Here is a 23,265-nt window from a genome sequence, read left to right as displayed (position 1 = left end):
AAATTTAATTGAAATTTTCATACGTTAAGAAAGGATGAGTTGATGAAAACATCGATCCAGCATTTTTTACATTCATTGCCAATCCCGATTTGCGGCTTGATTTTAGGCACTGTGTCTTTGGGGAATTTATTGTATTCAGAAGGAATGGAGACGGTTGGAAATGCGTTTTGCACCCTTGGTATTTTCATCATGGGGCTCTTCCTTCTGAAAGTATGCTTTACATTTAAGCACACGATGTCAGAGTTGCAAAACCCAATCGTTGCTTCGGTGGCGCCGACCTTTACGATGGCGCTGATGGTGATCTCCACTGTTTTTGAACGGGTCATTCCCAATGCAGTGGTGAATGATCTGCTCTGGTGGGGGGCTATCGGCTTACATTTTGCTCTAATGATCTATTTTGTTGTCGTGCATATTTTGCCTGTCGACCTTTCGCTGGAATACATTTATCCAAGCTGGTTTATTACCTTCGTCGGGATTGGCGTAATTCCCAATACTTCTGCTGTCTTTTTTAAAGAGCTAGGGGAAGTGATCGTCTGGATCGCATTGGTATTGTATTTTGCGCTTTTGCCGATTATTTTAAAGCGAGTCGTCCATCAAAAGCTGACGGAACGTGCGGCAGTTCCTTTGATCACGATTTTAACAGCACCAGGTTCTCTTTGCTTAGCAGGTTACCTTTCCGTATTTGAACAAGGCTCTGCTTGGTTTGTCGCCTTTATGCTGTTATTGTCACAAACGATTTATTTCTGTGTTGTCGCTTATATGAAAAACATGCTGGCAGTCGGGTTTTACCCAAGCTATGCGGCATTTACGTTTCCTCTTGTGATCTCGGCGACTGCAATGTTCAAATCAGCACTGTTTTTTGCGAATCACCCACTGATATTTGGGTTTCTACAAGCCTTAACGATTATTGAAACCAGCTTTGCCGTGATTGTCGTCTGCTATGTGTTAGGAAAATATGCTGTTCATTTGTATCAGCAAACCAAAGCGCTGATTGCCGGTCATAGTTATTAAGGAAACACAAAAAATCATCCATTTTTTGAGAAAATGCGTACTCTACGCAAAACAATAGCACAAGTATTTGAAAAGAAAGGGAAGGGATCGCACATGAAAAGTACAAGCAGAAAAGTTGTCGTTGTCGGAACAGGTTTCGTTGGAACGAGCATTGCGTATTCCATGATCAATCAAGGACTAATCAATGAATTGGTCTTGATCGATGTCAATCGAGACAAAGCAGAAGGAGAAGCCCTCGATTTGTTAGACGGTATGTCATGGGGGCAAGAAAACATCAAAGTTTGGGCGGGAGAGTACTCGGAATGTAAAGATGCTGATATCGTCGTTATTACTGCAGGGATCAACCAAAAGCCAGGACAAACACGGCTTGAATTGATCGATGTGAACGCCGAAATTATGGCAAGCGTCACAAAACAAGTGATGGCTTCAGGCTTTGATGGCGTGCTTGTCATCGCTTCAAACCCAGTCGATGTCTTAACTTATCAAGCATGGCGTGTGTCAGGGCTGCCAGCCAATCGTGTTGTTGGTACGGGAACGACCCTCGATACCACAAGACTTCGAAAAGAAGTGGCGGCAAAATTAGCCATCGATCCACGGAATATTCATGGGTATATCATTGGGGAACACGGTGATTCGGAAGTCGCTGTCTGGTCCCATACAACGATCGGTGGTCAACCGATCGTAGAATTGATCAAGCAAAAGGATCGTTTGACCGTTGCCGATCTAGCGGTTCTTTCTGAACGAGTAAAAAATGCCGCCTATGAAATCATCGATCGAAAACAAGCAACATTTTACGGGATAGGGATGAGTGTCGCAAGAATCGTTCGAGCGATCTTAAATGATGAGCAAGCGATTCTGCCGGTGTCTTCCTACCTTGATGGGGAATATGGCATCAACGATTTATTCACAGGTGTTCCTGCAGTCGTGGACCAAAACGGCGTCCGCGAAATTATTGAATTGACGCTTACCCCTGAGGAAAAACGGCAGTTTGATACTTCGTGTCATCAGTTACGAGCAGTAATTTCCACAATTGGACAAAGCAAAGTCAGCTGATCTCAAGAATACTAGTAATGAAATCCTCGTGTTCGTTTTTGCCAAAGCATGGTTCGACTATTTACGGTCGGCCATGCTTTTTTTACATCTAGCCAAGAATGTTAAAAGGAAATGGCGTATTTTACGCGAAACGCCCACTATTCAACTCTCTTTTTTCTCACTCCTTTAAAAAAAACATCCTCAGTGAATGACAGAAAAAGAATGATCGATCAACCTTGCAAACATTTCGAGTTGTAAAAAGTGACAAAGTGTCACCTTGTGTGGTATTCTTCAAAAAGTGACACTTTGTCAACATTTGGAAAACAGGAGGAAAGAGCAATGTTTCTGGCTATAAAAGAAATGCGTTATTCAAAATTAAGATATGGGCTGATCGTAGGAATCATGTTTTTGATTGCCTATGTTGTTTTTATATTGTCTGGCTTAGCCACCGGACTTAACTGGGATTTTAAAAAGGCCATCGTCGACTGGGATTCATCCGCGATCGTTTTATCAGAAGATGCGAATGACACATTTGCGGCTTCGCAATTGACGAGAGGGGATCTAGACCGTGTAGCAGGAACCCAAAAAGCCCCGATTGGTTTATATAGCAGTGTCATCACGGTCAACGATGAACAAGTCAATGTGACTGTTTTTGGTACACAAGACGATGCGTTCTTGTTACCAGAAGTCTTAGAGGGCAAGCTGTTTTCAAAAGAAAATGAGATCACGATTTCAGAAAATTTAGCAGAAGAAGGTATCAAGGTCGGAGACCAAGTGAAAATCGGACGCTCAGATGAAACCTTCAAAGTCGTTGGGATCACCCCAGAAACGTCTTATACGGTGTCACCAGTGATTTATACTTCCCTCGATACTTGGACGAAAATGAAGTTTGCTAATCAACCATTTGCATCTGACAAGGAGCAGCCCATCAATATCATTGTGACCAAATCAAGTGATCCGAAAGTCGATAACCAAGAAGGAACCCAGCTTAAAGTGTTGGCAACGGAAGACTTTATTGAAAAGCTTCCTGGATTTTCTGCCCAAAACTTGACCTTAAATGCCATGATCTACTTCTTATTTGTCGTTGCAACGGCAATCGTGGGGATTTTCATGTATGTGATCACCCTGCAAAAAACGGCGATTTTTGGTGTGATGAAAGCCCAAGGCATTCGGACCAGCTTTATTGCCAAATCAATTATTGCGCAAGCATTTATGGTCGGTGTGATCGGGGTAGCCCTAGCCTTTGCGGCGGCATACGGCACCAGTTTGTTTTTACCAGATGCCATGCCATTTTTCTTTGAATTCAAGCAATGGCTGCTTTATAGCGGCATCTTGATTCTCGTGGCAGTTCTAGGCGGCTTATTCTCCATTCGGACGGTCACAAAAGTCGATCCAATCACGGCAATAGGAGGGTAACAAAGATGAAAGACATTTTAGTAATGAAGGATATTATAAAAAAATTTGGCAAGCAGCATACCGAAGTAACGGCATTAAAAGGACTGAATTTTCATGTTCAAGAAGGGGAATTTGTCAGTATCATCGGTCCTTCTGGTTCAGGAAAAAGTACCTTTTTGACCATCGCTGGCGGCTTACAAAGGCCAACATCGGGAGAGATCATCATCAACCAGGTGAACTTTTCCCAATTAAATGAAAAGCAACGAGGGAAGTTGCGTTTTAAAGAGATTGGGTTTATCTTGCAAAGCTCGAATTTGATCCCTTTTCTAACGGTAAAGGAACAATTTTATTTGGTCGACAAAGTTTCAGGAAAAGCCAAGGAAAAGGAACGGATTGATGAATTGCTTGCTTCATTAGATATTCTCGATCTTCAAGACAAGTTTCCCCGCGATTTATCTGGTGGGGAACGTCAACGAGTAGCGATCGGCAGGGCGTTGTTTAATGACCCCAGCTTGATTTTGGCGGATGAACCAACTGCCAGCTTAGACACCGATCATGCGTATGAAGTGGTGAAGTTATTGGTGAAAGAAGCGCATGAGAAAAAGAAAGCGACAGTCATGGTCACTCACGACGAGCGAATGATCCAATGGAGTGATCGCATTTTCCGAATGGAAGATGGCAATCTGATCGAACAAAACGCCCCGTCAAGAGAAACTGCACAAGTCTGAGTGGAAAAGTAGAGGGATTAGTTTATAATAGAGGGAGTAGATTGCGAATGATGGAGGAGAATCCCTTGCCAAGTACAACATTTTTTCATTTAAAACAAGAGAAAAAAGAAAAAATCGATGCCGTGCTTTTAGAAGAATTCTTCAGCAAGCACATCAGTCAAGTCAAGGTCTCTGCCATCGTCGAAAAGTCGCACATTTCTAGAGGGGCGTTTTACAAGTACTTTCAAAACTTAGAAGATGCCTATGACTATGCGATCGCCGACTATTCAAACCAAATCCATTCTGCGATTTTTACGTTTATCAATCGCAACAAAAATGATTTTTTCAAAGGGATCGAAGAATACTTGGCTTGGTGCAGTCAATGGTCACCTGAAGATGATCATTGGAAAATGATCCACTTATGTACCCAAAGCAATGCCTGGACGAAGCGCGATGCGATCTCTGACGATTCGCCCATGATTCGTCAGTGGTTGGAGCTGTTGGAAGAAAATCGCTTTACGATCCATGATACGCAAGAAGCTGTCAGTTTCCTTTATTTTATTATGGCGGTCGTGATGGATAGTCTGACAGATTTTATTTCGAATGAATGGACCGCAAAAGAGCTGATCAAAGATTTTCGCTATAAGGTGCAATGGATCAAGTATGGAATCAAAGAGGACAACAAAGAGGACAATGAAGAAGAATGAACGCTTCGGCAAGAGGATGGACCAAATGCCTCGCACGGCGGAAAAGTTCATATATAAGGAAAGAGGTGCCCGACAACCGAAATAGTTGTCGGACACCTCTTTTTTGAGGGAATGATTATTTTTTATTTACACGTTTCGCAATGATCGGCAAGATCAAGCCAATCAAAAGAAAGGCGATTGGCGTAATGATATTTAAGGCCAATTGGAAGAACCAAGCTTGCGGATCTGCCGCATAATCAAGCTTAGGAACCATCCCTAAAATGCAGGCAAAGGCCGTGAACAAGAAGCACCATAAGCCGATCCCAAAGCCAACCTTGGTGTTTTTCACGAATTTATAATCGGAAGTAAAGCGATTGGCGTGTTTGTTGACTAGCATAAAAGCTAAGAAGACCCATAAGTAACGCAATGGCATGACAACTGAATTCAAGTTCAACAACCAACGATACAGTTCGGTCATATTGCCGATTCCTAGTGCTGGAATAATGATCAAAATGCTGACTAGGATACCAGTCATAATATACCCATTCACTGGTGTTCCTTTTTTGTTTAGTTTTGCTAAACCATTTGGAACAAATTCTGAATCAGCATCAGACAATAATATTTTCAATGGGGCATCAATTGAAAAAGCCAAAGCAGAGATTTGCGCTAACGCATTGGCGATGGAATAAAGAATGACAAAGAAATTGCCGATTCCGTAGAAGTTTCCTAGTCGTTGAAAGGCTTCATAAGCGCCGTTGACCATCAAATCTTCTGGAATATGGTTGGCATCAAAAAGCATCCCCATAGCAATCGAGCCGAGCAAGGCACATAACGCCACCATACCGGCTAAAAAGATCATGCCTTTTGGAAATTCTTTGGCAGGATTTTTTGTGTTATTTACGTAAGGCGAGATTTTTTCACAGCCACCTACCGCAAATACCAGCATCGAGATCGTGGTTAAATAGGTAAAGTCAAATTTAGGGATATAGGTTGAAACAGATGACATATTTGGTGTAGCAATCTCAGCACCAGTCATTGCTGGAGCAGTCACTGCTAAAAGAATAAAAAGAATCGACATCACGAACATGGCTGTTCCGGCGATGTTCCCAATCATTTTTAAGGTCGTCAATCCTTTAGAGGCAATCCATAAAAAGAATAGAAAAATAGCTAAACAAATCAATGAGACTTCCATGGAGCCCATCGTTGATACAAATGTACCGTTTCCTTTAAATAACCAACTCAATGATACTAAGATTCCTTGGGGTTTTTGTGCCAAATAAGGCACGTGAACGACCCAATAAGTCCAAGCAGCAAAAAAAGCCAACCGCTTTGTTGAGGTTTCTTTGATCCATGAGGAAACCCCACCACTTGACTCTTTGAAGGTCGATCCTAACTGACCAACACTTAATGCATAGGGTACAAAATAAAGAGCCATAATTAATAGCCACGAAACAACAACAGTCAACCCTTGTTGAGCGTAGTTGTTTACAACATTTCCCAGTCCCCAAACAGAGACGAACGCCATCAGCGCAATATTATACCAGCGTAATTGTTTCTCATTCATCGCTTTCTCCTTCTTAAAATGATTTTTCTGACTGGTTAAAATAGAGCGTTTTTTGAAATTTAGTGAGAAAAAAATTTCTTTCCATAAGCGCTTGATCACGATCAAGTTTCTTATGCATTTTTTCACAAATGTCAAAGGTCAAATTGAATAAAAAAATTTCATTTGCTTCTTTTTATCCAGTCGTTGATTTTCCATAGTTAGGATAAACCTCTGAATTCTTTTGGTCAAGAAAAATTAAATTGTTATTTAAAAAAAATAATAAATTTCTGATGATAGCAAAAGCAAACATCATCATTCATTAATAATCTGAAAGAAATCCAACTACATTCGGTCAAGGGCATGGATGAAATAGGGAGTGCTTCATTCAAATGAATGGACGTATAAAGATGGAAGAAACCCTTTCGAAAGGCTTTTCACTGGTGCTTTTAGGATAGATTTTTAAGCAAAGGAAACAGGAGAGTAGACGTAATTTTTTTGTTTTTTTAAGAAAAATTTTACGCGAACATTCTTTCAAAGAAACACGTAAACAAAGTTAGCCAAATGCTTCGTTCCATCGAAATCACTCGTTTTTTTTCGCCAATTTATAGGAAGTGGGTGTTATTCGCTCAAATACTGGCCATAAAAGCAGATAAAAGACGAAGTTTCCACTGGCATGGAAGAAATCGAACAGTAGTCCTTGAAGGTAATAGGCAAGAAACGAAGGAAACTGATAAAGCCAAACTTCCATCAACGAAATGATCAAGCCATAAAGAAGTCCGCAAAGAAAGGCAAAGAAAGCTTGCAAGAAGCGGTTTTTCTTGATGATCGGTATTTTTCCAAACTGATGAAAAAGAATGATGGTGATAGTAAGTGCAGCCAATTGACTGATCGTCCAGGGACCCATGCCTAGATAGATATTTGTTCCGAGCAAACTTAATAAGGCAATCATCAACGCATCGGATAAACGGTAAGAAAAAGCCACTAAAAATAAAAGGGCACTCATAGGCTGAACGTTAGGGATAAAGACAAAAACTAACCGTCCAACGATACAAGCCGCAGTAATCAGTGCTAAATGAGAAATTCTTTGGATGGAAAATATCTTGGTTTGGGGAGGAAGCATGAAAATCGCCGTCTTTCTAATTGATAATCATTCTCATTATACATGGAAAATAATAAAATTCAAGATTGAAATACACATTATATAGTACGATAATAAAAAACGAGCACAATATGTTGTGTTTTAGAAGGTGAGGGAAAGAAATGGAATACAAAAAACAAACGATTGAGAAATTGAACGAGGATATCAAGTTTTTCCAAGAAGTTTCGGCGATCACACCAGAAATGACCCAAACATTTGAGGGAATCGCTCGTTTGATTATGCTGGATCGTTATTCATACAAGGATCAAACCCATCAAACATTGCGTAAGGATGATTTGGTGATTTTGACAACGAAAGCTGATCCTAAATATCCTGCGCGAGGAATCGGTGTTGTGAAAGCAATCGATGGGGAACTAGTCTCTATCGAAGTGGAAGAGGCCTATCGCTCAGCGTTAGAAGATATTGATGAACAAGCCAATGGACTTGTTAAAAGAAGAAAAAGTGACATTGAAAAACCGTTAGAACTCTTTTTTGAGCAAGTGGCGCATCGTGTAGCCAAAGGGATTTCTGCCAACGAGTCCCATGACCAGGAGCGCTTCTTCGAGGTGTTTTACCAACAAATCGTGGCGCAAAACCTAATTCCTGCAGGCAGAGTACTTTATGGAGCAGGAACAAATTCTCAAGTTACCTACTTCAATTGCTTTGTGATGCCTTTCATCCATGATTCCCGAAAAGGGATTGCTGTTCATCGACAAGAAGTTATGGAAATCATGAGTCGAGGTGGCGGGGTCGGAACCAATGGGTCGACCTTGCGACCAAAATCAAGTGTGGTCCACGGTGTCAGTGGTCGGTCTTCTGGGGCAGTTTCTTGGTTGAATGATTTGGCAAACTTGACGAACCTTGTCGAACAAGGAGGTAGCCGCCGTGGAGCGCAGATGATTATGATGGCAGATTGGCATCCAGATATTTTTGCGTTTATTCTTTCTAAAATTCAAAATCCTGCTGTATTGCTTCACCTAAAAAAAACAATCACAAATGCGACGATCAAACAACTGATCAATGAAAAACTGCAATTTGACCCTCTGACAAAAATGGAAGAAAGAATGTTCACTTATCTAGCACAACTGCCTGAATCGTCAGATAAGGAACATAATGACATGATCCAAAAGGCAAAAGAAAAATTGCGCATAGGTGGCAGCTATACGGTGAAAGAAAGTGATTTCTTAACTGGCGCGAATATCTCAGTCTGCTTGACAGAAGAATTCATGGAAGCAGTGAAGACAGATGGGTGGTATGAGCTACGCTTTCCAGATATCGACAATTATTCAGAAGCAGAGATGGCGCAATATGATGCAAAGTGGGCTGAAGTCGGGGATGTGCGAGAATGGGCAGCTGCTGGCCATAAAGTCAAAACCTATCAAAGGATCAAAGCTCGTGAGTTATGGGAGTTGATTACTTTTTGTGCAACGTATTCTGCTGAGCCTGGTATTTTCTTTATCGATAATGCCAACAAGATGACGAATGCTACAGCATATGGACAAAAAGTCGTAGCAACTAATCCGTGCGGTGAACAGCCCCTAACCCCTTATGCGGTCTGTAACTTGGCAGCCATCAATCTCGCAAACATGGCGGATCGCCAAAAGGGCACCGTTGATTTTGCCAAACTAAAAGAAACCGTGAAAACAGCGGTTCGTTTCCAAGACAATGTTATTGACGTAACGCCTTACTTTTTTGACAAAAATGAGCAGCAGGCGAAAGGGGAAAGACGTGTTGGATTAGGGATCATGGGCTTGGCAGATTTATTGATCTACTGCGGGAAAAAATACGGATCGGCAGAAGGAAATCAATTCATTGATCAAATTTTCGAGGCAATGGCAGTCACTGCCTATGAGGCATCCATTGAATTGGCGAAAGAAAAAGGCAGCTTTCCCTTCCTGATTGGAAAAAATGACCAAGAGACGCAAGCGTTGCGAAAGAAATTTATCGATACAGGATACATGAAAAAAATGCCAGCGCACATCCGCGAAGGCGTGCTGCGATTCGGTATTCGCAACTCTCATCTTTTGACTGTTGCGCCAACAGGATCGACAGGCACGATGACGGGAGTTTCAACTGGTTTAGAACCTTATTACTCCTTTTCTTATTTTAGAAGCGGTCGACTAGGTAAGTTTATTGAAATCAATGCGGAAATCGTTGACGAATACCTGATGGATCATCCTGAACGAACCAAAGCGGAGTTGCCGGCATGGTTCATTTCCGCTATGGAGTTGACGCCCGAAGAGCATGTCGGTGTGCAATGCACCATACAACGCTGGGTGGATAGCTCCATTTCAAAAACGGTCAATGCACCAAAAGGATATACAGTAAGCCAAGTAGCCAAGGTTTATCGAGATCTTTATGAAGGAGGAGCCAAAGGAGGGACTGTCTATGTAGACGGCAGCCGAGATTCACAAGTACTTACCTTAGAAGCGGTTGAAAATGAGCTGACCGCACAAGTTGAACCGCTGCCTGTCGTTCAAGTAAATGAACCCGTCGCCTCTGGTGAAATCTGTCCCATCTGCCATGAAGGAACCATTGAGGAAATCGGTGGCTGTAGTACCTGCACAAACTGTAAAATCCAATTAAAATGCGGGCTCTAAGAAAAAACGAGAGTGATAAAATAATTCTTATCCGTATACTGGATAGAAAAACGATTAGTATTTTGACTATTGGAGAGGAAGAAATAGATGAAAAAAGTATTTGTCGTATTCCTGCTAGTGAGCACACTACTCGTCGCTACAGGATGCCAACAGGCAAGTGTAACGCCAGAAAGCACGCAGCAAAGTTCCTTGAAGCAAGAACAAGGAACAGCTACGATCGTCATCCAAAATCAAGAAGCTGTGACCTCAAAAGAAGTAACGTTCCGAGAAAATGAGTCGCTGCTGGAAGTAATGAAAGAAAACTTTGCGATCAAAGAAAAAGATGGCTTTATCACCTCGATCGACGGCATCAGTCAAGATCAAAAAGCCAATCTATTTTGGGTCTATACCGTCAATGACGAAATGACCGATAAAGGGGCACAAGCGTTGATTTTAAAGAACAATGACACTATCACATTTGATTTGAAAGCATTCTGATTTGCTTGATTCTAAGGATCTTTATTGGTGCAAAAGAACTTGCATATAAAGATCTTTATCTATACAGATAGACTCTTGCGTTGATTTTGGAGGCAGTTTTGCATTCAAGTTCTATTCAAGAGTCTATTCTTGTTTTTCTATCAGGGGTTGGGTGGTGGCTTAGTTTATTTTAAAATTGGAATAATAGAAGTAAAGATACCATTACATACATAAGTTTTAGCCATGATGTTTCTTTCGTATTTTGGCTTTCGTTCCTATTTTTTGTAGAAAATAATTTTTTTATAGTAGAGTGGAAATGGACAAAAATTTGATTTATCCGTTAGCTTAAGTGGCTAACGCTTCTATTCTCTAATATATGGTTTTACTTACTATTTTTCTTGCGATTGTTTCCCAATCTGCTTGTTGTTCATAAAAACAATGTTATCATTGTACCATCAGATGTGGTGGCGAACAGTGGTCTAAAACACGAGCGGTGATTACAAATAAGGTTTTTTCGTTCTCTTTGTTTATTGATCAGAAAAGGTAGGAGGAGAATAATGGTTGAGGTACTTTTGATGTGTGGCGTTAGTGGTGCAGGCAAAACCACTTACTCAAAACAAAAAGAGCAAGAAGGCTATGTAAGACTAGCAATAGATGAATTGATTTGGGAAGATTATGGCGTTTATGGTGTTGATTACCCTTCGGAGAAATATGCAAAAGTTTCTTCATTATCTTCAGTTAAATTGAAAGAGCTTACAGTAAAGGCTGTTCAAGAAGGAAAAAACGTAGTTGTCGATTCTAGTTTTTGGGCTAAAAGTCACCGAGACGCTTATAGAGAACTACTGGCAGCATATGATGTGACGATTAAAGTAATCTATCTAAAAGCTGATTATGATACTTTACGAAAACGATTAGCGATCAGAAATAAAGTCCAGACTGCAAATTCCGCTTTTCCTATTACAGAAGAAATCCTTCAACGGTTTTTTTCAGGATTCGAAGAACCGGTAAATGAAGATGAGGTAGTGATCGAGCAAAAGAATATATGAAGTAGCCTCAAAACTTTTTTTACTCTTTTTCAATACAGTTAGTCTTATTCCTGTGCAGGACACGAAGGACAGTCATGCTAGAAGCAAAATAGTGATTGGCAATTTCTTTTCTTGTTGCATTCTTCGATAGAAGAAATAATTTAGCGGTGACCACCCCAAATGAAGAATAAGAGCAGCTAGTACGAAATTTGTATCCAATTGCTGATGAGAGGAATTAGATCAGCCAAAATTGTAAAAGAGGGTAAGAAATAGGAGAACTATTTTAAAATGACGATCGTCCCCTCAGAACCTTCAGAATACAAATAGAATAAAATCAATTGATTGTATAGGTGAGTTATGAAAGTTCAGTATAAACTAATTTTTCTTATTATATTATTTATTTTGATAGGGTTAGTTTTAATTGGAGATCCTACAGATATTTTTTATATAGTGTTAAATTTTTCTCTTCCTGTGTTATTTATAATTTTTAAATTGTTTTTTTCTGATGTGAAAAACAGGAAATTGTTTTGGCAAAAAAGGTCGCCATACTTTGGAGAGCAAAGAAGAAAAATAAATAAAAACATTTTAAATCTATTTTTTATAATAGGATTAGTATGGTTTATGTATTTAGTTTATCAATACCTAAATTAAAAAAACAAGGGACATGACATAGGTTAACAAGTTATGCTCCTTGTTTTATGGTGTTACGATAATTAGTGTTAGTGTAATATCCATGGATTTTTTGAAGAATATATGGAGATAATATAAATAGGGGTTCGCGCCACGATTTACCTGTTCATTGGGTGTTAAACCCACTTACTAAAAGTTAGGTAATTTGAAGAAGTTAGATTTTTTATGCGAAAAATAAATTTATTTATGAGTATAGTAAGTGAAAATAGCGCTCAAATAGAGTATAATATGAGTATAAAAAACTCTTTTTTGGGGGTGCGTTATGAAGAAGGAAAAAGAAAGAATTCAGATTGCGGTTGAAAAAGATCTAAAAATGGAAGCAGAAGATATTTTACATGATTTAGGAATGAATCCCACTACGGCAATTACTATTTTTTATAAACAAGTCATAGAAAAAGGGGGATTACCCTTTGAGGTAAAACTTTCTGAACAAACAAAGCAAGCTAGGCGAATTGCTAAGTTAGCGAAAAAATCTACTAATGTGACGAGGATAGATGATAATAAGGCTTTCAAGGCTTGGTTGGATGAAGATGAATAAAATAGTTTCAATGTATGTGGCTTATGTGGGTAAACCAGAAGGAAAAAGACGACCAGTTTTGATTATTGAGAATAGTGAAAATGAAGTTCTTTTTTATGCGATTACAAGCAAGTTTGAACACAAATCAGAGCGCATAAAAAAGCTTTATTTCCATATCAATGATTGGCAAGATTCAAATTTAAAAAAAGAGTCTTGGATTGACACAGGAACGTTATTCGTTCTTTCCAAAGAAAAAATAGATTTTAAATATAAAGATATAGGGTAACTATCTCAGAAAGATTTGAATCGTTTAGAAGAGTTTCTTAAGGAGCGCTCTTAGAAGAATGAACAGCATTAAAAATACACTACCTTTTCATTAGGACTAGGTAGTGATTTTTTTGATTTCATATCTAATTTGTAGTGGTAATAGTGAGAAAAAAATTACTGTAAAGGTTTTTGAACTAGCGAAGCACTCACTGAATTTATACAGAAGATATTACTTCCACAAATTATCTGACTCAGTTAATTTATGGAGAAACGAAGCATTTCACGTGCAAAGAGTTCAGTCATCTCGTAGAAAAAAACTTTTCGAAAAGCATAGCTCTTACATACATCATTTAATAAGAAACTTTTTGACAGCAAGGCATTTCTTCTTATTCAATTGGCAATAAATTAATTATAAACAAAAAAATGGAACAGCATAAATGTTTTCGAAATGCTTTCGCACCAACATTTACCTGTTCCGTGGGTTTGGCACCCAATGGGCCGTGAGGGGCTCGAACCCGCGACCCGCTGATTAAGAGTCAGCTGCTCTACCAACTGAGCTAACGGCCCGTACCAAAAGTACTTCATTATCTTAGCACTCCGGTGTTTAAAAATCAATCATTCTTTTGAAAAAAATGTGCGCTTTTTTCAGTTGAAAATCAGGGGTTATCTTAAAAAAACACCATTGGTTCCCCAATTTCAAATGATAGGAAATTCTTAAAAGATTGATCAGATTGCTTTAAAAACTCAGAAAACCGTGATAAAATATATCTAGTTATCATAACTAGATGATTAGTTTACGATAATCTAACCTTCTGTTCGTCAAAATGGAGGATGACATGAAAAAATTACAAGCAGACATGAAAAATTGGGGCAATTCATTGCTGAAATTCCATCTGCCGAGATGGGAAGAGTTGCCAACCCTGGAACTGTATATGGATCAGGTAATCACTTTGATTGACCAATATTTATCACCGGTGATCCAAACGGAAAAGCATCCGCTATTGACCTCTTCCATGGTCAATAATTATGTCAAAAAAGGGATGATTCCAGCACCAGAGAAGAAACGTTACAATCAAAAGCATCTCGCATTTTTGATTGCGATCACGATGCTCAAGCAAGTGCTGACGATTCCTGAAATAAAGACGGGGATCCTTTTTCAAGGGAAAGTCGTCGGCATCAGAAATGCCTACAATGTATTTTGTGAAGAACAAGAAAAAGCGATCCACCTTGTCGGCAAAGAAGCAATGGGAGAACCCGAACAAATGACGTCGGAACCGATCCCAATTGAATTAGTAGCCATGAAAGGTGCGACGCGTTCCTTTGCCAACAAACTATTGGCAGAAAAAACGATTGAATTAGAAGTCATTTATTTAGAAACACATAAAGGAGAAGCCCATGAATAAAGAGAAAATTGCCCTATTAGTTGATTCAGGTACCGATGTTCCCGCACAGATCATGGAGCAATACGGCATGTATATGCTGCCATTGCAAATAATCTACAAGGATCGGACCTATACCGATAAAGTTGATATTACTGCGGAAGAAATCTACGAGCGCTTGCCGCAAGAGATCCCTAGTACCTCGTTACCTGACGGTGCTGCGATCGGGGAAATCTTTGATCGGATCAAAGCCGATGGGTATGAGAAAGTCTTTGCCGTAACCATCTCCAGCGGATTGAGCGGAACGTTTAACGTCGTTCGCCTGTTAGGTGAACAACGGACGGATCTTGAGGTTTTCGTACTTGATACGAAAAATATCGGAATCGGTGCAGGGCTGCAAGCGATTCGTGCAGCAGAACTGTTAGAAAAAGGCGTGACTTGGGAAGAACTGCGGGCACAATTAACGAATGAAGTGCCGAAAAACAAAGTCTTTTTCAACGTAGCTACCTTAGAGTATTTACAAAAAGGCGGCCGGATCGGTCTGGTTGCATCTATCTTAGGCAATGCCTTGAAATTGAATCCAATTATCTCTTGTAATGAAGAAGGGATCTACTATACGGTCGCAAAATCTCGTGGACGGAAGAAAAGCTTGGACAAAACCGTTGACTTGATCAAGCAATTCATCGGTGATCATCGCCATGTGCGTTTAGCTGTGGCGCAAGGTGATGCACTGCAAGAAGCCAAAGAAATGAAAGCACGATTAGAAGCCGAATTTCCTAAGGTCAAAGAAATCTTATTTGGACAAATTTCTCCCGCATTAGTCGTCCACACGGGTCCTGGGTTGTTAGGGATCGGTATCCAGCTTTTAGAAGAGTAAAAAAGAAAGGCCCCGTGCCTTTCTTTTTTTGTGCTTTCCTTAAGAATAAGGCCGCGGTTTTTGGGAAAGATGAAAAGCCCGTTTAAATAATGTATAATAAGTAAGAAACCAAAAAAAATTGAGGTGACATTTTTGAAAAAGATCCTAGTCGTGGACGATGAGAAACCAATTTCTGATATCGTCAAATTTAATTTAACCAAAGAAGGATATGAAGTATATACCGCCTATGATGGAGAAGAGGCATTAGAAAAAGTAGCCGAGGTCGATCCTGATCTGATTTTGCTTGATTTGATGCTGCCAAAAATGGATGGGTTGGAAGTTGCACGGGAAGTGCGCAAAACCCATGACATGCCGATCATCATGGTCACAGCCAAAGATTCTGAAATCGATAAAGTACTAGGCCTCGAGCTTGGTGCGGACGATTATGTAACCAAACCATTTTCAAACCGGGAATTGGTGGCCCGCGTCAAAGCCAATCTGCGTCGCGGTTCGGCAGCTGCGAAGGAAGCAGACGATAACGCCAACAGCGAATTAACGATTGGTGATTTAACCATTCATCCTGATGCGTACATGGTCACTAAAAATGGTGCAGCCATCGAATTGACGCACCGAGAGTTTGAATTGATGCACTACTTGGCAAAACATCTTGGTCAAGTGATGACCCGGGAGCATTTATTGCAAACGGTTTGGGGTTATGACTACTTTGGTGATGTTCGGACCGTTGACGTGACGGTGCGTCGTTTACGTGAAAAAATCGAAGACAGCCCGAGCCATCCAAATTATTTGGTTACTCGTCGCGGAGTGGGCTATTACTTGCGGAACCCAGAACAGGAATAAGCTATGAAAAATAAAGTTCGCTTTTTTCAATCGGTGAACTTCAAAATCGCCCTGACTTTTATCTTGATCTTATTGATTGCGATCCAGATTATCGGGGCGTATTTTATTCGCGAATTGGAAAGAACAACGGTCGATGCCTTCAAACGCGACATGGAGGCACGTGCCAGCACGTTAGTGGTAACATTAGGCTCTGAATTGAGTCGAATGGATAATGATGACGGTTTAGATTGGGATTCCATGAATGCTTCCTTGAATCGAATCTTAACGAGTACCAACTCATCGGAAATTTTGGAGATGCGGGTGGTGGATGAGCAAGGGATCATTCGTGCAACCACTAATATCAATGATCGTGGCTCGGTGGGAGAAAAAAATGATTACCGTGATTACGATACGAACCGAAGTGAAGTCCTCTATGATGAATCCAGCGGCCAGCGGGTGTTCAATATCGTGCAGTCGATCCAATCACCGACAGGGGATACCGTTTTAGGAACCCTTTATTTACGGAGCAATCTTGAGTCAAAATACAATGAAGTCAGTACGACTGCGGTCATTTTTGTGACAGCCTCACTGATTGCGGCAGTGATTTCGATCATTGTGGCACTATTGGTCTCTCGTTCCATCACCCAACCGATCGGAGAGATGCGCGAACAAGCGATTCGCATCGCCAAAGGAGATTATAGCCGCAAGGTCGCGATTCATGGGAAAGATGAATTGGGACAACTGGCGGAGACCTTTAATCAACTAGGGGAACGAATCGAAGAGACTCAAGAGGCGATGGAATCCGAGCGAAACCGCTTGGACAGCGTCTTGTCTCACATGACCGACGGCGTTGTTGCCACCGACCGACGAGGCAAAGTCATTACCATCAATGAGATGGCGATGTCCTTGTTAAATGTCAGCAACGAAGAAGCGATCGGGCAGTCGATTTTGACGTTATTGGAAATCGATGAAGAATACACGTTACGAAAGCTTTTGGAAAATCCTGAAGACATGCTGTTGGAGCGTCCTAGCAATGATTTGACGGGAACAAATCTGATCTTGCGCATCGATTTCTCCATGATTCGTCGGGAGTCTGGCTTTATTTCTGGGTTAGTTGCGGTAATGCACGATGTCACGGAACAAGAAAAAAATGAGCAGGAACGGCGAGAATTCGTTTCCAACGTTTCTCATGAGTTACGGACACCATTAACGAGTATGCGCAGCTACATCGAAGCGCTGAGTGAGGGTGCTTGGAAAGACCCAGAAATTGCGCCGAACTTTTTGAAAGTGACGTTGGATGAGACGGATCGAATGATTCGCATGATCAATGATCTGTTGAGTCTGTCGCGGATGGATAGCGGCAATTCGCAACTGCAGTTGGAATATATCAACTTCAATGAAATGGTCAATTTCGTGTTGGATCGTTTTGACATGATGGTGACGAATGAAAGCAAAAAATACTTGATTCGTCGGGAGTTCACTAAACGAGAATTGTGGGTGGAAGTCGACACGGACAAAATGATCCAAGTGATCGACAACATCATGAATAATGCCATCAAATATTCGCCAGATGGTGGGATCATTACGGTGAAATTGATGGAGACCCATAACAACATCGTACTTAGCATCAATGACCAAGGACTAGGGATTCCGAAAAAAGATCTCACGAAGATCTTTGATCGTTTTTACCGAGTCGACAAAGCTCGTGCCCGTCAGCAAGGAGGTACTGGCTTAGGATTGGCGATCTCACGAGAAGTCATCAAAGCTCATGGCGGTGCGATTTGGGCGGAAAGTCGAGAAAATCGCGGGTCAACATTTTACATCATGTTGCCGTATGAACCGTATGAGGAGGATTGGTGGGTATGAGAATCTCAGAAAAAATCATTCGTGTAGGCTTGATCGTGATGATCGCCTTGAGTTTTTATTTCTCCTATATGATTTGGCTGAATCCGACTGGGTTCAACAATGCCAGCACGGAAACAGATACCGGCGTCAATCCTTCGGTTCAAACCTACAAACAAAAAAGCGATTTGTTTTTGCCCCTGTATTTGACTTGGAATGACGAGGACGCGATCAAAGAAACCAACTCTGAAGCGGTGATTCGAGAGATCCAAGAGGTGATCAATGAGGCAACGATCAGTGATTTGACGCTGCGGACCTATGGCGAGGAACAAGCTTTTTCAAAAGCCCAAGAAGTCAATCAAGGGGTGTCCTTAAACTACTATACGACGTTTTACTTGAAAGATTATGAGAAAACCTTTGAAAAAGAGCTGTCCTTAGAGGACGAAAGTGAAACAGAGGATTTTCCGTTTTCCCGCATCCAGTTTGACTTTGAAGAAAACACGATCCAATTTGTTGATTTTACCCATCAACGAGTGGTGCGAGGCAAAATCGACTGGGACAAAAGCCAAGTAAAACACTTACTAGCAGACAACCCTCGGGAATGGACGACAATGGTGGCAGATGAAGAACGATCCAGCAAGCAATATTATACGCAGGATTCGATTAAGCTGAAAAAATACAGCTACTATTCTTCGACCCAATCTCAGAGCTTGTTTCGAGAAGCCTTTTTCAGCAATCCTAAAAACGTCAAGATCAATGATGAAAGTGTCGATACCTACTATTATGAAGGTGGGCAAAGCATGACGGTCTTGCAAGATCAGCAGCAAGTCAAGTTTGAAACTACCACAGACGGTTCCGATGAAACGGACCTGGCGATGTTGAGTGCGGATTATATTATTCGTTTAGGCAACAATTTTGGGACGATTCGCTATTTTGATCAACAAGACAAGCACTTGGATTATCGGGTCTTCGTTGAAGGCTATCCAGTCTTTAGTACTGGTGGTCAAGGGGTGATCAGTGTGGCTTTTTCAGAAAGTGGTCAGACCGGCAGTCGGGAAATGACGATTTCTGCCAGTTTGAACGCGATTCAAGTGCCGATTCCTTCTGAAACCGAGATTGAATTGCCCTCTAGTTTGTCAGTCAAAAATGAGCTGATTGCGGCAGGGGCTGATCCGGAATTATTGCAACAGATCATCGTTGGCTATCAATGGGGGGAGATCAAAGATGCACCACTCGTTGATTTGACGCCTGCTTGGTATGTCAATTATGACTCGTCTTGGATCAGTTATGATGCATTAATGACAAAATTAGCAGAAACGGAGGAGAATTAATTGGATTTTAAACGAATCGAATGGATTTTTTTCCTCGCTTTTCTTGGTCTGAACGTCTTTTTATTCAATGTTTACAGTGAGGCTCGCAGCGAGCATCAGATGGTTTCACAATCAAACCAAACGATTCCTATCGAACAACGCCTCGAGTCTGAGGACATTCGGTATTCTGGCGAATTATCAGATGAGGTCTTGAGTGGCTATTATTTGAGCGGTGAACAGACGGATTTTGATGTGGAGTTACGAAATCCGCAACTCAATACGCAGTTCAAAAGAGGGTCGACGGTCAAAGGGCAGCAGTTGATCCATGTCTCAACCAATGGCTTTTACATCAGTGATGATTCCCAAACGGAAGAAACCGTCAATGGTTTTTTGCAACGAAAAGATCAAGTCCTGTTTGGGGATGAATATGACTATTTGGAAAACCTCTCTGTCTTGAACGCCAATCATCCGACCGTGGTGGCGGTTCAATCCTATGAAGGCATTCCTTTCAATGACAGCTCAAGTCGAATCGATATCACCTTAGAACAAACGGATGATCTATTGCAGATTGCCCGTTACACGCAAACACATATCTCCAATATTACGCCTCTAAGGGAAAAGATGACGGTTTATTCAGAAAAAGAAGCAGTAAATACGCTTTATCTAAACAACAAGCTGCCGAGTCACTCGAAAATTCTCTGGACGGAATTAGCCTATACGATGATTTTGAAGGTTAGGGAAAAAAATGTGTATATTCCTGCATGGTTTATTGCGTTCCAATTAGATGGCGATGACACCATCCAAATCGAAACGGTCAATGCCTTTAGCAATCGGATCATCACGAATAATGCCGTTCAAAAGGTAGAAAATCCATAAAAAAGCGGGTATAATGGAACTCGTTGAAACAACCAGAGAGGAAGTCACGTAAACCATGATGAAGGAAAATGCCTTTCAAGTAAGTATTCTAGCCAGCGGAAGCTCAGGAAATTCGCTCTATATCGAAAGCAATAAAAAGCGGATCTTAGTGGATGCCGGTTTGAGCGGCAAGAAGATCACTTCATTATTGGATGAAGTAGGGCGTAAACCAGAAGATTTGGACGCCATTCTTGTGACCCACGAACATCGAGATCATATCCACGGTGTCGGAGTACTGGCGCGAAAATACAAACTTGATGTCTATGCGAATACAAAAACATGGCAAGCGATGGATCCAATGATCGGTAACGTCGCTGTCGAACAAAAACATATCTTTGAAATGGGAAAAGTGCTGACCTTGGGTGACTTGGACATTGAGAGCTTTGGCGTCTCTCACGATGCTGCAGCGCCGCAATTTTATCGTTTCCATAAAGACGGCAAATCATTCGTGATGTTGACGGATACCGGTTATTGCAGCGATCATGTACGAGGCATTATCAAAGGCGCCGATGCGTACCTTGTGGAAAGCAACCATGACCTAGAAATGCTGCGAATGGGCCCTTACCCATGGAGCCTCAAACAGCGAATTCTTGGAGACCGTGGTCACTTATCGAATGAAGATGGCGCTCTGGTCATGACGGATATCTTGACCGACAATACCAAACGGGTCTATCTTGGTCATTTAAGTAAAGAAAACAACTTGAAAGAGTTGGCGCACTTAACGATGGTCAACACCATGAAAGAACATGATCTAGGTGTTGGAGAAACATTTGAAGTCTATGATACCGATCCTGACAAAGCGACGGAGTTATTTGCAATCTAATCGATCAACAAAGGATAAAATTGTCGGGTGGAGGCAGCAGGTATGTTTGATGAAGAAAAAATCAAGCGTCTGAACGAGCTTGAAATGGCTGTTTATAAGTACATTGTCCAGCATTTTGAAGAGATCGATCAACTGACGATCCGCGAATTGTCAGCTGCATGCCATGTCTCGACCTCGACGATTTTACGATGTATCACGAAATTAGGCTATCGCGGGTATTCAGAGTTAAAGTATGCGATCTGTCAAAAAAAGGAACAAGATGCACGAGCGTTTGATCTTTTCTATGATGCAACGATCCAAGTCAATACATTCTTAAAAAAAGTCAATAATGAAGATTACCGTAAGTTTATCCAGCCAGCGGTAGAACTGATTCTTTCCGCACGCCATGTGGCGTTTTCAGGTATCGGCACAAGTGGCATTCTGGGCACCTATGGCAGCCGCTATTTTGCTAATTTAGGCATCAATGCCTATAGCATCGTCGATCCCTTTTTGCCAGTACCGCCTCGTGGGATGGAAAATACGTTAGCGATCATTTTATCAGTTTCGGGAGAAACCATTCAAATGATCAAGCAAACGGAGGACTTCAAACGGTATGGGGCAAAAGTACTCAGCATCACCAATGATGAAAAATCGACGATCGCCCAAATGGCAGATTACAATATTTCCTACTATATGCCCGTCGTCAGTGGGGGAAAAGAAGTCGATTTGAATCTGACGACGCAAGTCCCGGTGATTACACTGATCGAACTTTTAGCCCATCAAGTCTACAAGCAAATCTAAGTGATCGTAAAAAAACAGCTTCGGCTGTTTTTTTTGTTGGAACATGTTTCATAACTTAGAAAAGCTATAGGCAAGGGGAATATTATCCATTAAGATTTATTTGTAAGCGAATTCACTGGCCAGTGGATGGAATTTTATTTTAGGAGTGATGTGAGATGAACGAATGGATCAATGAGAAATTATTACCCCCAATATTAAAATTTGTCAATACGAAAGCAATCACTGCATTAAGAAACGGTATGCTCTATACGATGCCCTTTTCAATCGTAGGATCGATTTTCCTGCTATTAGCAAACTTTCCCGTCCAGTCGATTGCGGATTGGGTAACGAATAGCGGCTTAGGTGAATACTTCAACCAAGCCTATGGCGCCTCTTTTGCAATTATGGCCTTTTTCGCCGTAATGGGCATCGCCTATTCATATGTAAAAGCAGAAGGTTACGAAGGACTCCCTGCAGGGATGATTGGTTTAGTTATTTTCTTATTAACTATGGAGTCAAGTGTGACGGATGCTGAAGCAAATGTGACCATCGCAAATGTCATTGATAAGACGTGGACCGGTGGACAAGGAATGATCAGTGCCATCTTAGTGGGACTTTTTGTGGGTTGGGGCTATACGTGGTTCTTGAAACGCGACATCCGAATCAAACTGCCAGAGCAAGTACCCACCAATGTCGCAAACTCATTTACAGCATTGATTCCAGCCGCTGTTTTGACGACCATCGCATTAGGCATTTATATTTTCTTTGATAAAGTTTTTCAAACAACCGTGGTCGAATGGATCTACACCGTGATTCAAAGTCCGATGCAAGGGGTGACGGATTCCCTTGGTGGTGCAATGATGTTAGGCTTCTTAGTGCCATTCTTGTGGTTCTTTGGGGTTCACGGTTCGACGATCGTGGGCGGGATCATGGGACCAATTTTACAAGCCAATTCACTAGCCAATACGGCTATTCTTGAATCTGGTAAAGCATTGACATTAGAAAATGGCGGACACATCGTGACCCAGCAGTTTTTGGATCAATTTATGACGGTAACTGGCGCAGGAATGACGATTGGGATCGTGCTATACATGGTGGCTTTTGCCCGTTCGGCGCAGTTCAAACAATTAGGACGTCTTTCCTTGATCCCGGCATTCTTTAATATCAATGAACCAATTATTTTTGCGACACCGATCGTCATGAACCCAATCATGGTATTACCATTTATTTTGACACCGATGGTTTCAGGCGTGATCACGTATTTTGCACTTTATACCAGTATCGTACCGCTATTTACTGCTGTGCAAGTTCCCTGGACGACTCCGCCGATCATTTCAGGTTTTCTAGTAGGTGGCATTCGGACCGCTATTTTACAATTTGTTGTTTTAGCAATCGGCTTCTTTATTTACTATCCTTTCATTCGTAAGGTCGATAGTTTGAACTATAAACAAGAAACAGAGATCGTTTAATACCAAGG

General features: G+C 41.2%; 21 protein-coding genes and 1 tRNA gene. 19 read left to right on the top strand and 3 right to left on the bottom strand.

All coding sequences use genetic code 11. The features are described from left to right. Positions 1-42: 42 nt before the first annotated feature. From ACI3E5_RS13700 to ACI3E5_RS13680, 5 genes are all read left to right on the top strand, one after another. A complete protein-coding gene (locus ACI3E5_RS13700; RefSeq protein WP_060792681.1) occupies positions 43-1,011 on the top strand; it encodes a TDT family transporter in 969 nt (322 codons plus the stop codon). Between the two features lie 93 nt (positions 1,012-1,104). After that, positions 1,105-2,064 carry an L-lactate dehydrogenase gene (locus ACI3E5_RS13695; protein WP_010747562.1) on the top strand — a complete coding sequence of 320 codons (960 nt, stop codon included), beginning with the start codon at positions 1,105-1,107 and terminating at the stop codon, positions 2,062-2,064. Between the two features lie 318 nt (positions 2,065-2,382). Beyond that, a complete protein-coding gene (locus ACI3E5_RS13690; RefSeq protein ID WP_060792682.1) occupies positions 2,383-3,459 on the top strand; it encodes an ABC transporter permease in 1,077 nt (358 codons plus the stop codon). Between the two features lie 5 nt (positions 3,460-3,464). Further along, positions 3,465-4,166 (top strand): ABC transporter ATP-binding protein, encoded by a 702-nt coding sequence (locus ACI3E5_RS13685; RefSeq protein WP_060792683.1) that lies wholly within the window; start codon positions 3,465-3,467, stop codon positions 4,164-4,166. A gap of 47 nt (positions 4,167-4,213) precedes the next feature. Continuing rightward, positions 4,214-4,852, top strand: coding sequence for a TetR family transcriptional regulator (locus ACI3E5_RS13680; protein ID WP_060792684.1), 639 nt, complete (start codon positions 4,214-4,216; stop codon positions 4,850-4,852). A 115-nt stretch (positions 4,853-4,967) separates the two neighbouring features. On the opposite strand, the gene ACI3E5_RS13675 is transcribed toward ACI3E5_RS13680, so the two are convergent. After that, positions 4,968-6,395, bottom strand: coding sequence for an APC family permease (locus tag ACI3E5_RS13675; RefSeq protein ID WP_005225272.1), 1,428 nt, complete (start codon positions 6,393-6,395; stop codon positions 4,968-4,970). Positions 6,396-6,954: 559 nt separating this feature from the next. Then, the gene (locus ACI3E5_RS13670; protein WP_096742302.1) at positions 6,955-7,494 is read right to left on the bottom strand and encodes a hypothetical protein; all 540 of its coding nucleotides are present in this window, start codon (positions 7,492-7,494) and stop codon (positions 6,955-6,957) included. Positions 7,495-7,634: 140 nt separating this feature from the next. Here ACI3E5_RS13670 and ACI3E5_RS13665 point away from each other — a divergent pair, with 140 nt between their 5' ends. The 5 genes from ACI3E5_RS13665 to ACI3E5_RS13645 all read left to right on the top strand — a co-directional run bounded on the left by ACI3E5_RS13665 (position 7,635) and on the right by ACI3E5_RS13645 (position 13,086). Next, positions 7,635-10,112, top strand: coding sequence for a vitamin B12-dependent ribonucleotide reductase (locus ACI3E5_RS13665; protein WP_311957800.1), 2,478 nt, complete (start codon positions 7,635-7,637; stop codon positions 10,110-10,112). 87 nt (positions 10,113-10,199) lie between these two features. Next, positions 10,200-10,589: a DUF4430 domain-containing protein gene (locus ACI3E5_RS13660; RefSeq protein WP_060792688.1), complete on the top strand. Its 390-nt coding sequence runs from the start codon at positions 10,200-10,202 to the stop codon at positions 10,587-10,589. Between the two features lie 536 nt (positions 10,590-11,125). After that, positions 11,126-11,614, top strand: a complete 489-nt coding sequence (locus ACI3E5_RS13655; protein ID WP_034868317.1) for a P-loop nucleotide/nucleoside kinase family protein — start codon at positions 11,126-11,128, stop codon at positions 11,612-11,614. Between the two features lie 931 nt (positions 11,615-12,545). Further along, positions 12,546-12,821, top strand: a complete 276-nt coding sequence (locus ACI3E5_RS13650) for a type II toxin-antitoxin system RelB/DinJ family antitoxin (protein ID WP_311957799.1) — start codon at positions 12,546-12,548, stop codon at positions 12,819-12,821. Further along, positions 12,814-13,086, top strand: coding sequence for a type II toxin-antitoxin system PemK/MazF family toxin (locus tag ACI3E5_RS13645; RefSeq protein ID WP_244323525.1), 273 nt, complete (start codon positions 12,814-12,816; stop codon positions 13,084-13,086). Before ACI3E5_RS13650 ends, ACI3E5_RS13645 begins: the two co-directional genes overlap by 8 nt. A 475-nt stretch (positions 13,087-13,561) precedes the next feature. Here ACI3E5_RS13645 and ACI3E5_RS13640 read toward each other — a convergent pair. Continuing rightward, positions 13,562-13,634: transfer RNA gene (locus ACI3E5_RS13640), tRNA-Lys, on the bottom strand. Positions 13,635-13,903: 269 nt separating this feature from the next. On the opposite strand from ACI3E5_RS13640, the gene ACI3E5_RS13635 reads away from it, so the two are divergent. The 9 genes from ACI3E5_RS13635 (at position 13,904) to ACI3E5_RS13595 (ending at position 23,257) form a co-directional block, all read left to right on the top strand. Then, positions 13,904-14,470, top strand: coding sequence for a DUF1836 domain-containing protein (locus tag ACI3E5_RS13635; protein ID WP_275626302.1), 567 nt, complete (start codon positions 13,904-13,906; stop codon positions 14,468-14,470). Beyond that, on the top strand, positions 14,463-15,323 hold the full coding sequence (locus ACI3E5_RS13630) for a DegV family protein (RefSeq protein ID WP_005225280.1): 861 nt from the start codon (positions 14,463-14,465) through the stop codon (positions 15,321-15,323). Before ACI3E5_RS13635 ends, ACI3E5_RS13630 begins: the two co-directional genes overlap by 8 nt. 132 nt (positions 15,324-15,455) lie before the next feature. Further along, positions 15,456-16,160: a response regulator YycF gene (yycF, locus tag ACI3E5_RS13625; protein WP_010747607.1), complete on the top strand. Its 705-nt coding sequence runs from the start codon at positions 15,456-15,458 to the stop codon at positions 16,158-16,160. Positions 16,161-16,163: 3 nt separating this feature from the next. Continuing rightward, positions 16,164-18,005, top strand: a complete 1,842-nt coding sequence (gene walK / locus ACI3E5_RS13620; protein ID WP_086293178.1) for a cell wall metabolism sensor histidine kinase WalK — start codon at positions 16,164-16,166, stop codon at positions 18,003-18,005. Then, the gene (locus ACI3E5_RS13615) at positions 18,002-19,312 is read left to right on the top strand and encodes a YycH family regulatory protein (RefSeq protein WP_428219848.1); all 1,311 of its coding nucleotides are present in this window, start codon (positions 18,002-18,004) and stop codon (positions 19,310-19,312) included. The genes walK and ACI3E5_RS13615 overlap by 4 nt, the downstream gene beginning before the upstream one ends. Continuing rightward, positions 19,313-20,167, top strand: a complete 855-nt coding sequence (locus ACI3E5_RS13610) for a two-component system regulatory protein YycI (RefSeq protein WP_005225285.1) — start codon at positions 19,313-19,315, stop codon at positions 20,165-20,167. It begins immediately after the preceding gene. A gap of 55 nt (positions 20,168-20,222) precedes the next feature. Continuing rightward, complete coding sequence (locus ACI3E5_RS13605) at positions 20,223-21,029, top strand: MBL fold metallo-hydrolase (protein WP_005231151.1); 807 nt, start codon at positions 20,223-20,225, stop codon at positions 21,027-21,029. A gap of 42 nt (positions 21,030-21,071) precedes the next feature. Continuing rightward, a complete protein-coding gene (locus ACI3E5_RS13600) occupies positions 21,072-21,809 on the top strand; it encodes a MurR/RpiR family transcriptional regulator (protein ID WP_010747610.1) in 738 nt (245 codons plus the stop codon). A gap of 155 nt (positions 21,810-21,964) precedes the next feature. Beyond that, on the top strand, positions 21,965-23,257 hold the full coding sequence (locus tag ACI3E5_RS13595; protein ID WP_010747611.1) for a PTS sugar transporter subunit IIC: 1,293 nt from the start codon (positions 21,965-21,967) through the stop codon (positions 23,255-23,257). The last annotated feature ends 8 nt before the right edge of the window (positions 23,258-23,265 follow it).

The sequence above is a fragment of the Candidatus Enterococcus avicola genome (assembly GCF_047470845.1).
Classification (GTDB): domain Bacteria; phylum Bacillota; class Bacilli; order Lactobacillales; family Enterococcaceae; genus Enterococcus_D; species Enterococcus_D casseliflavus.
This window is presented reverse-complemented; position numbering and strand designations above follow the sequence as displayed.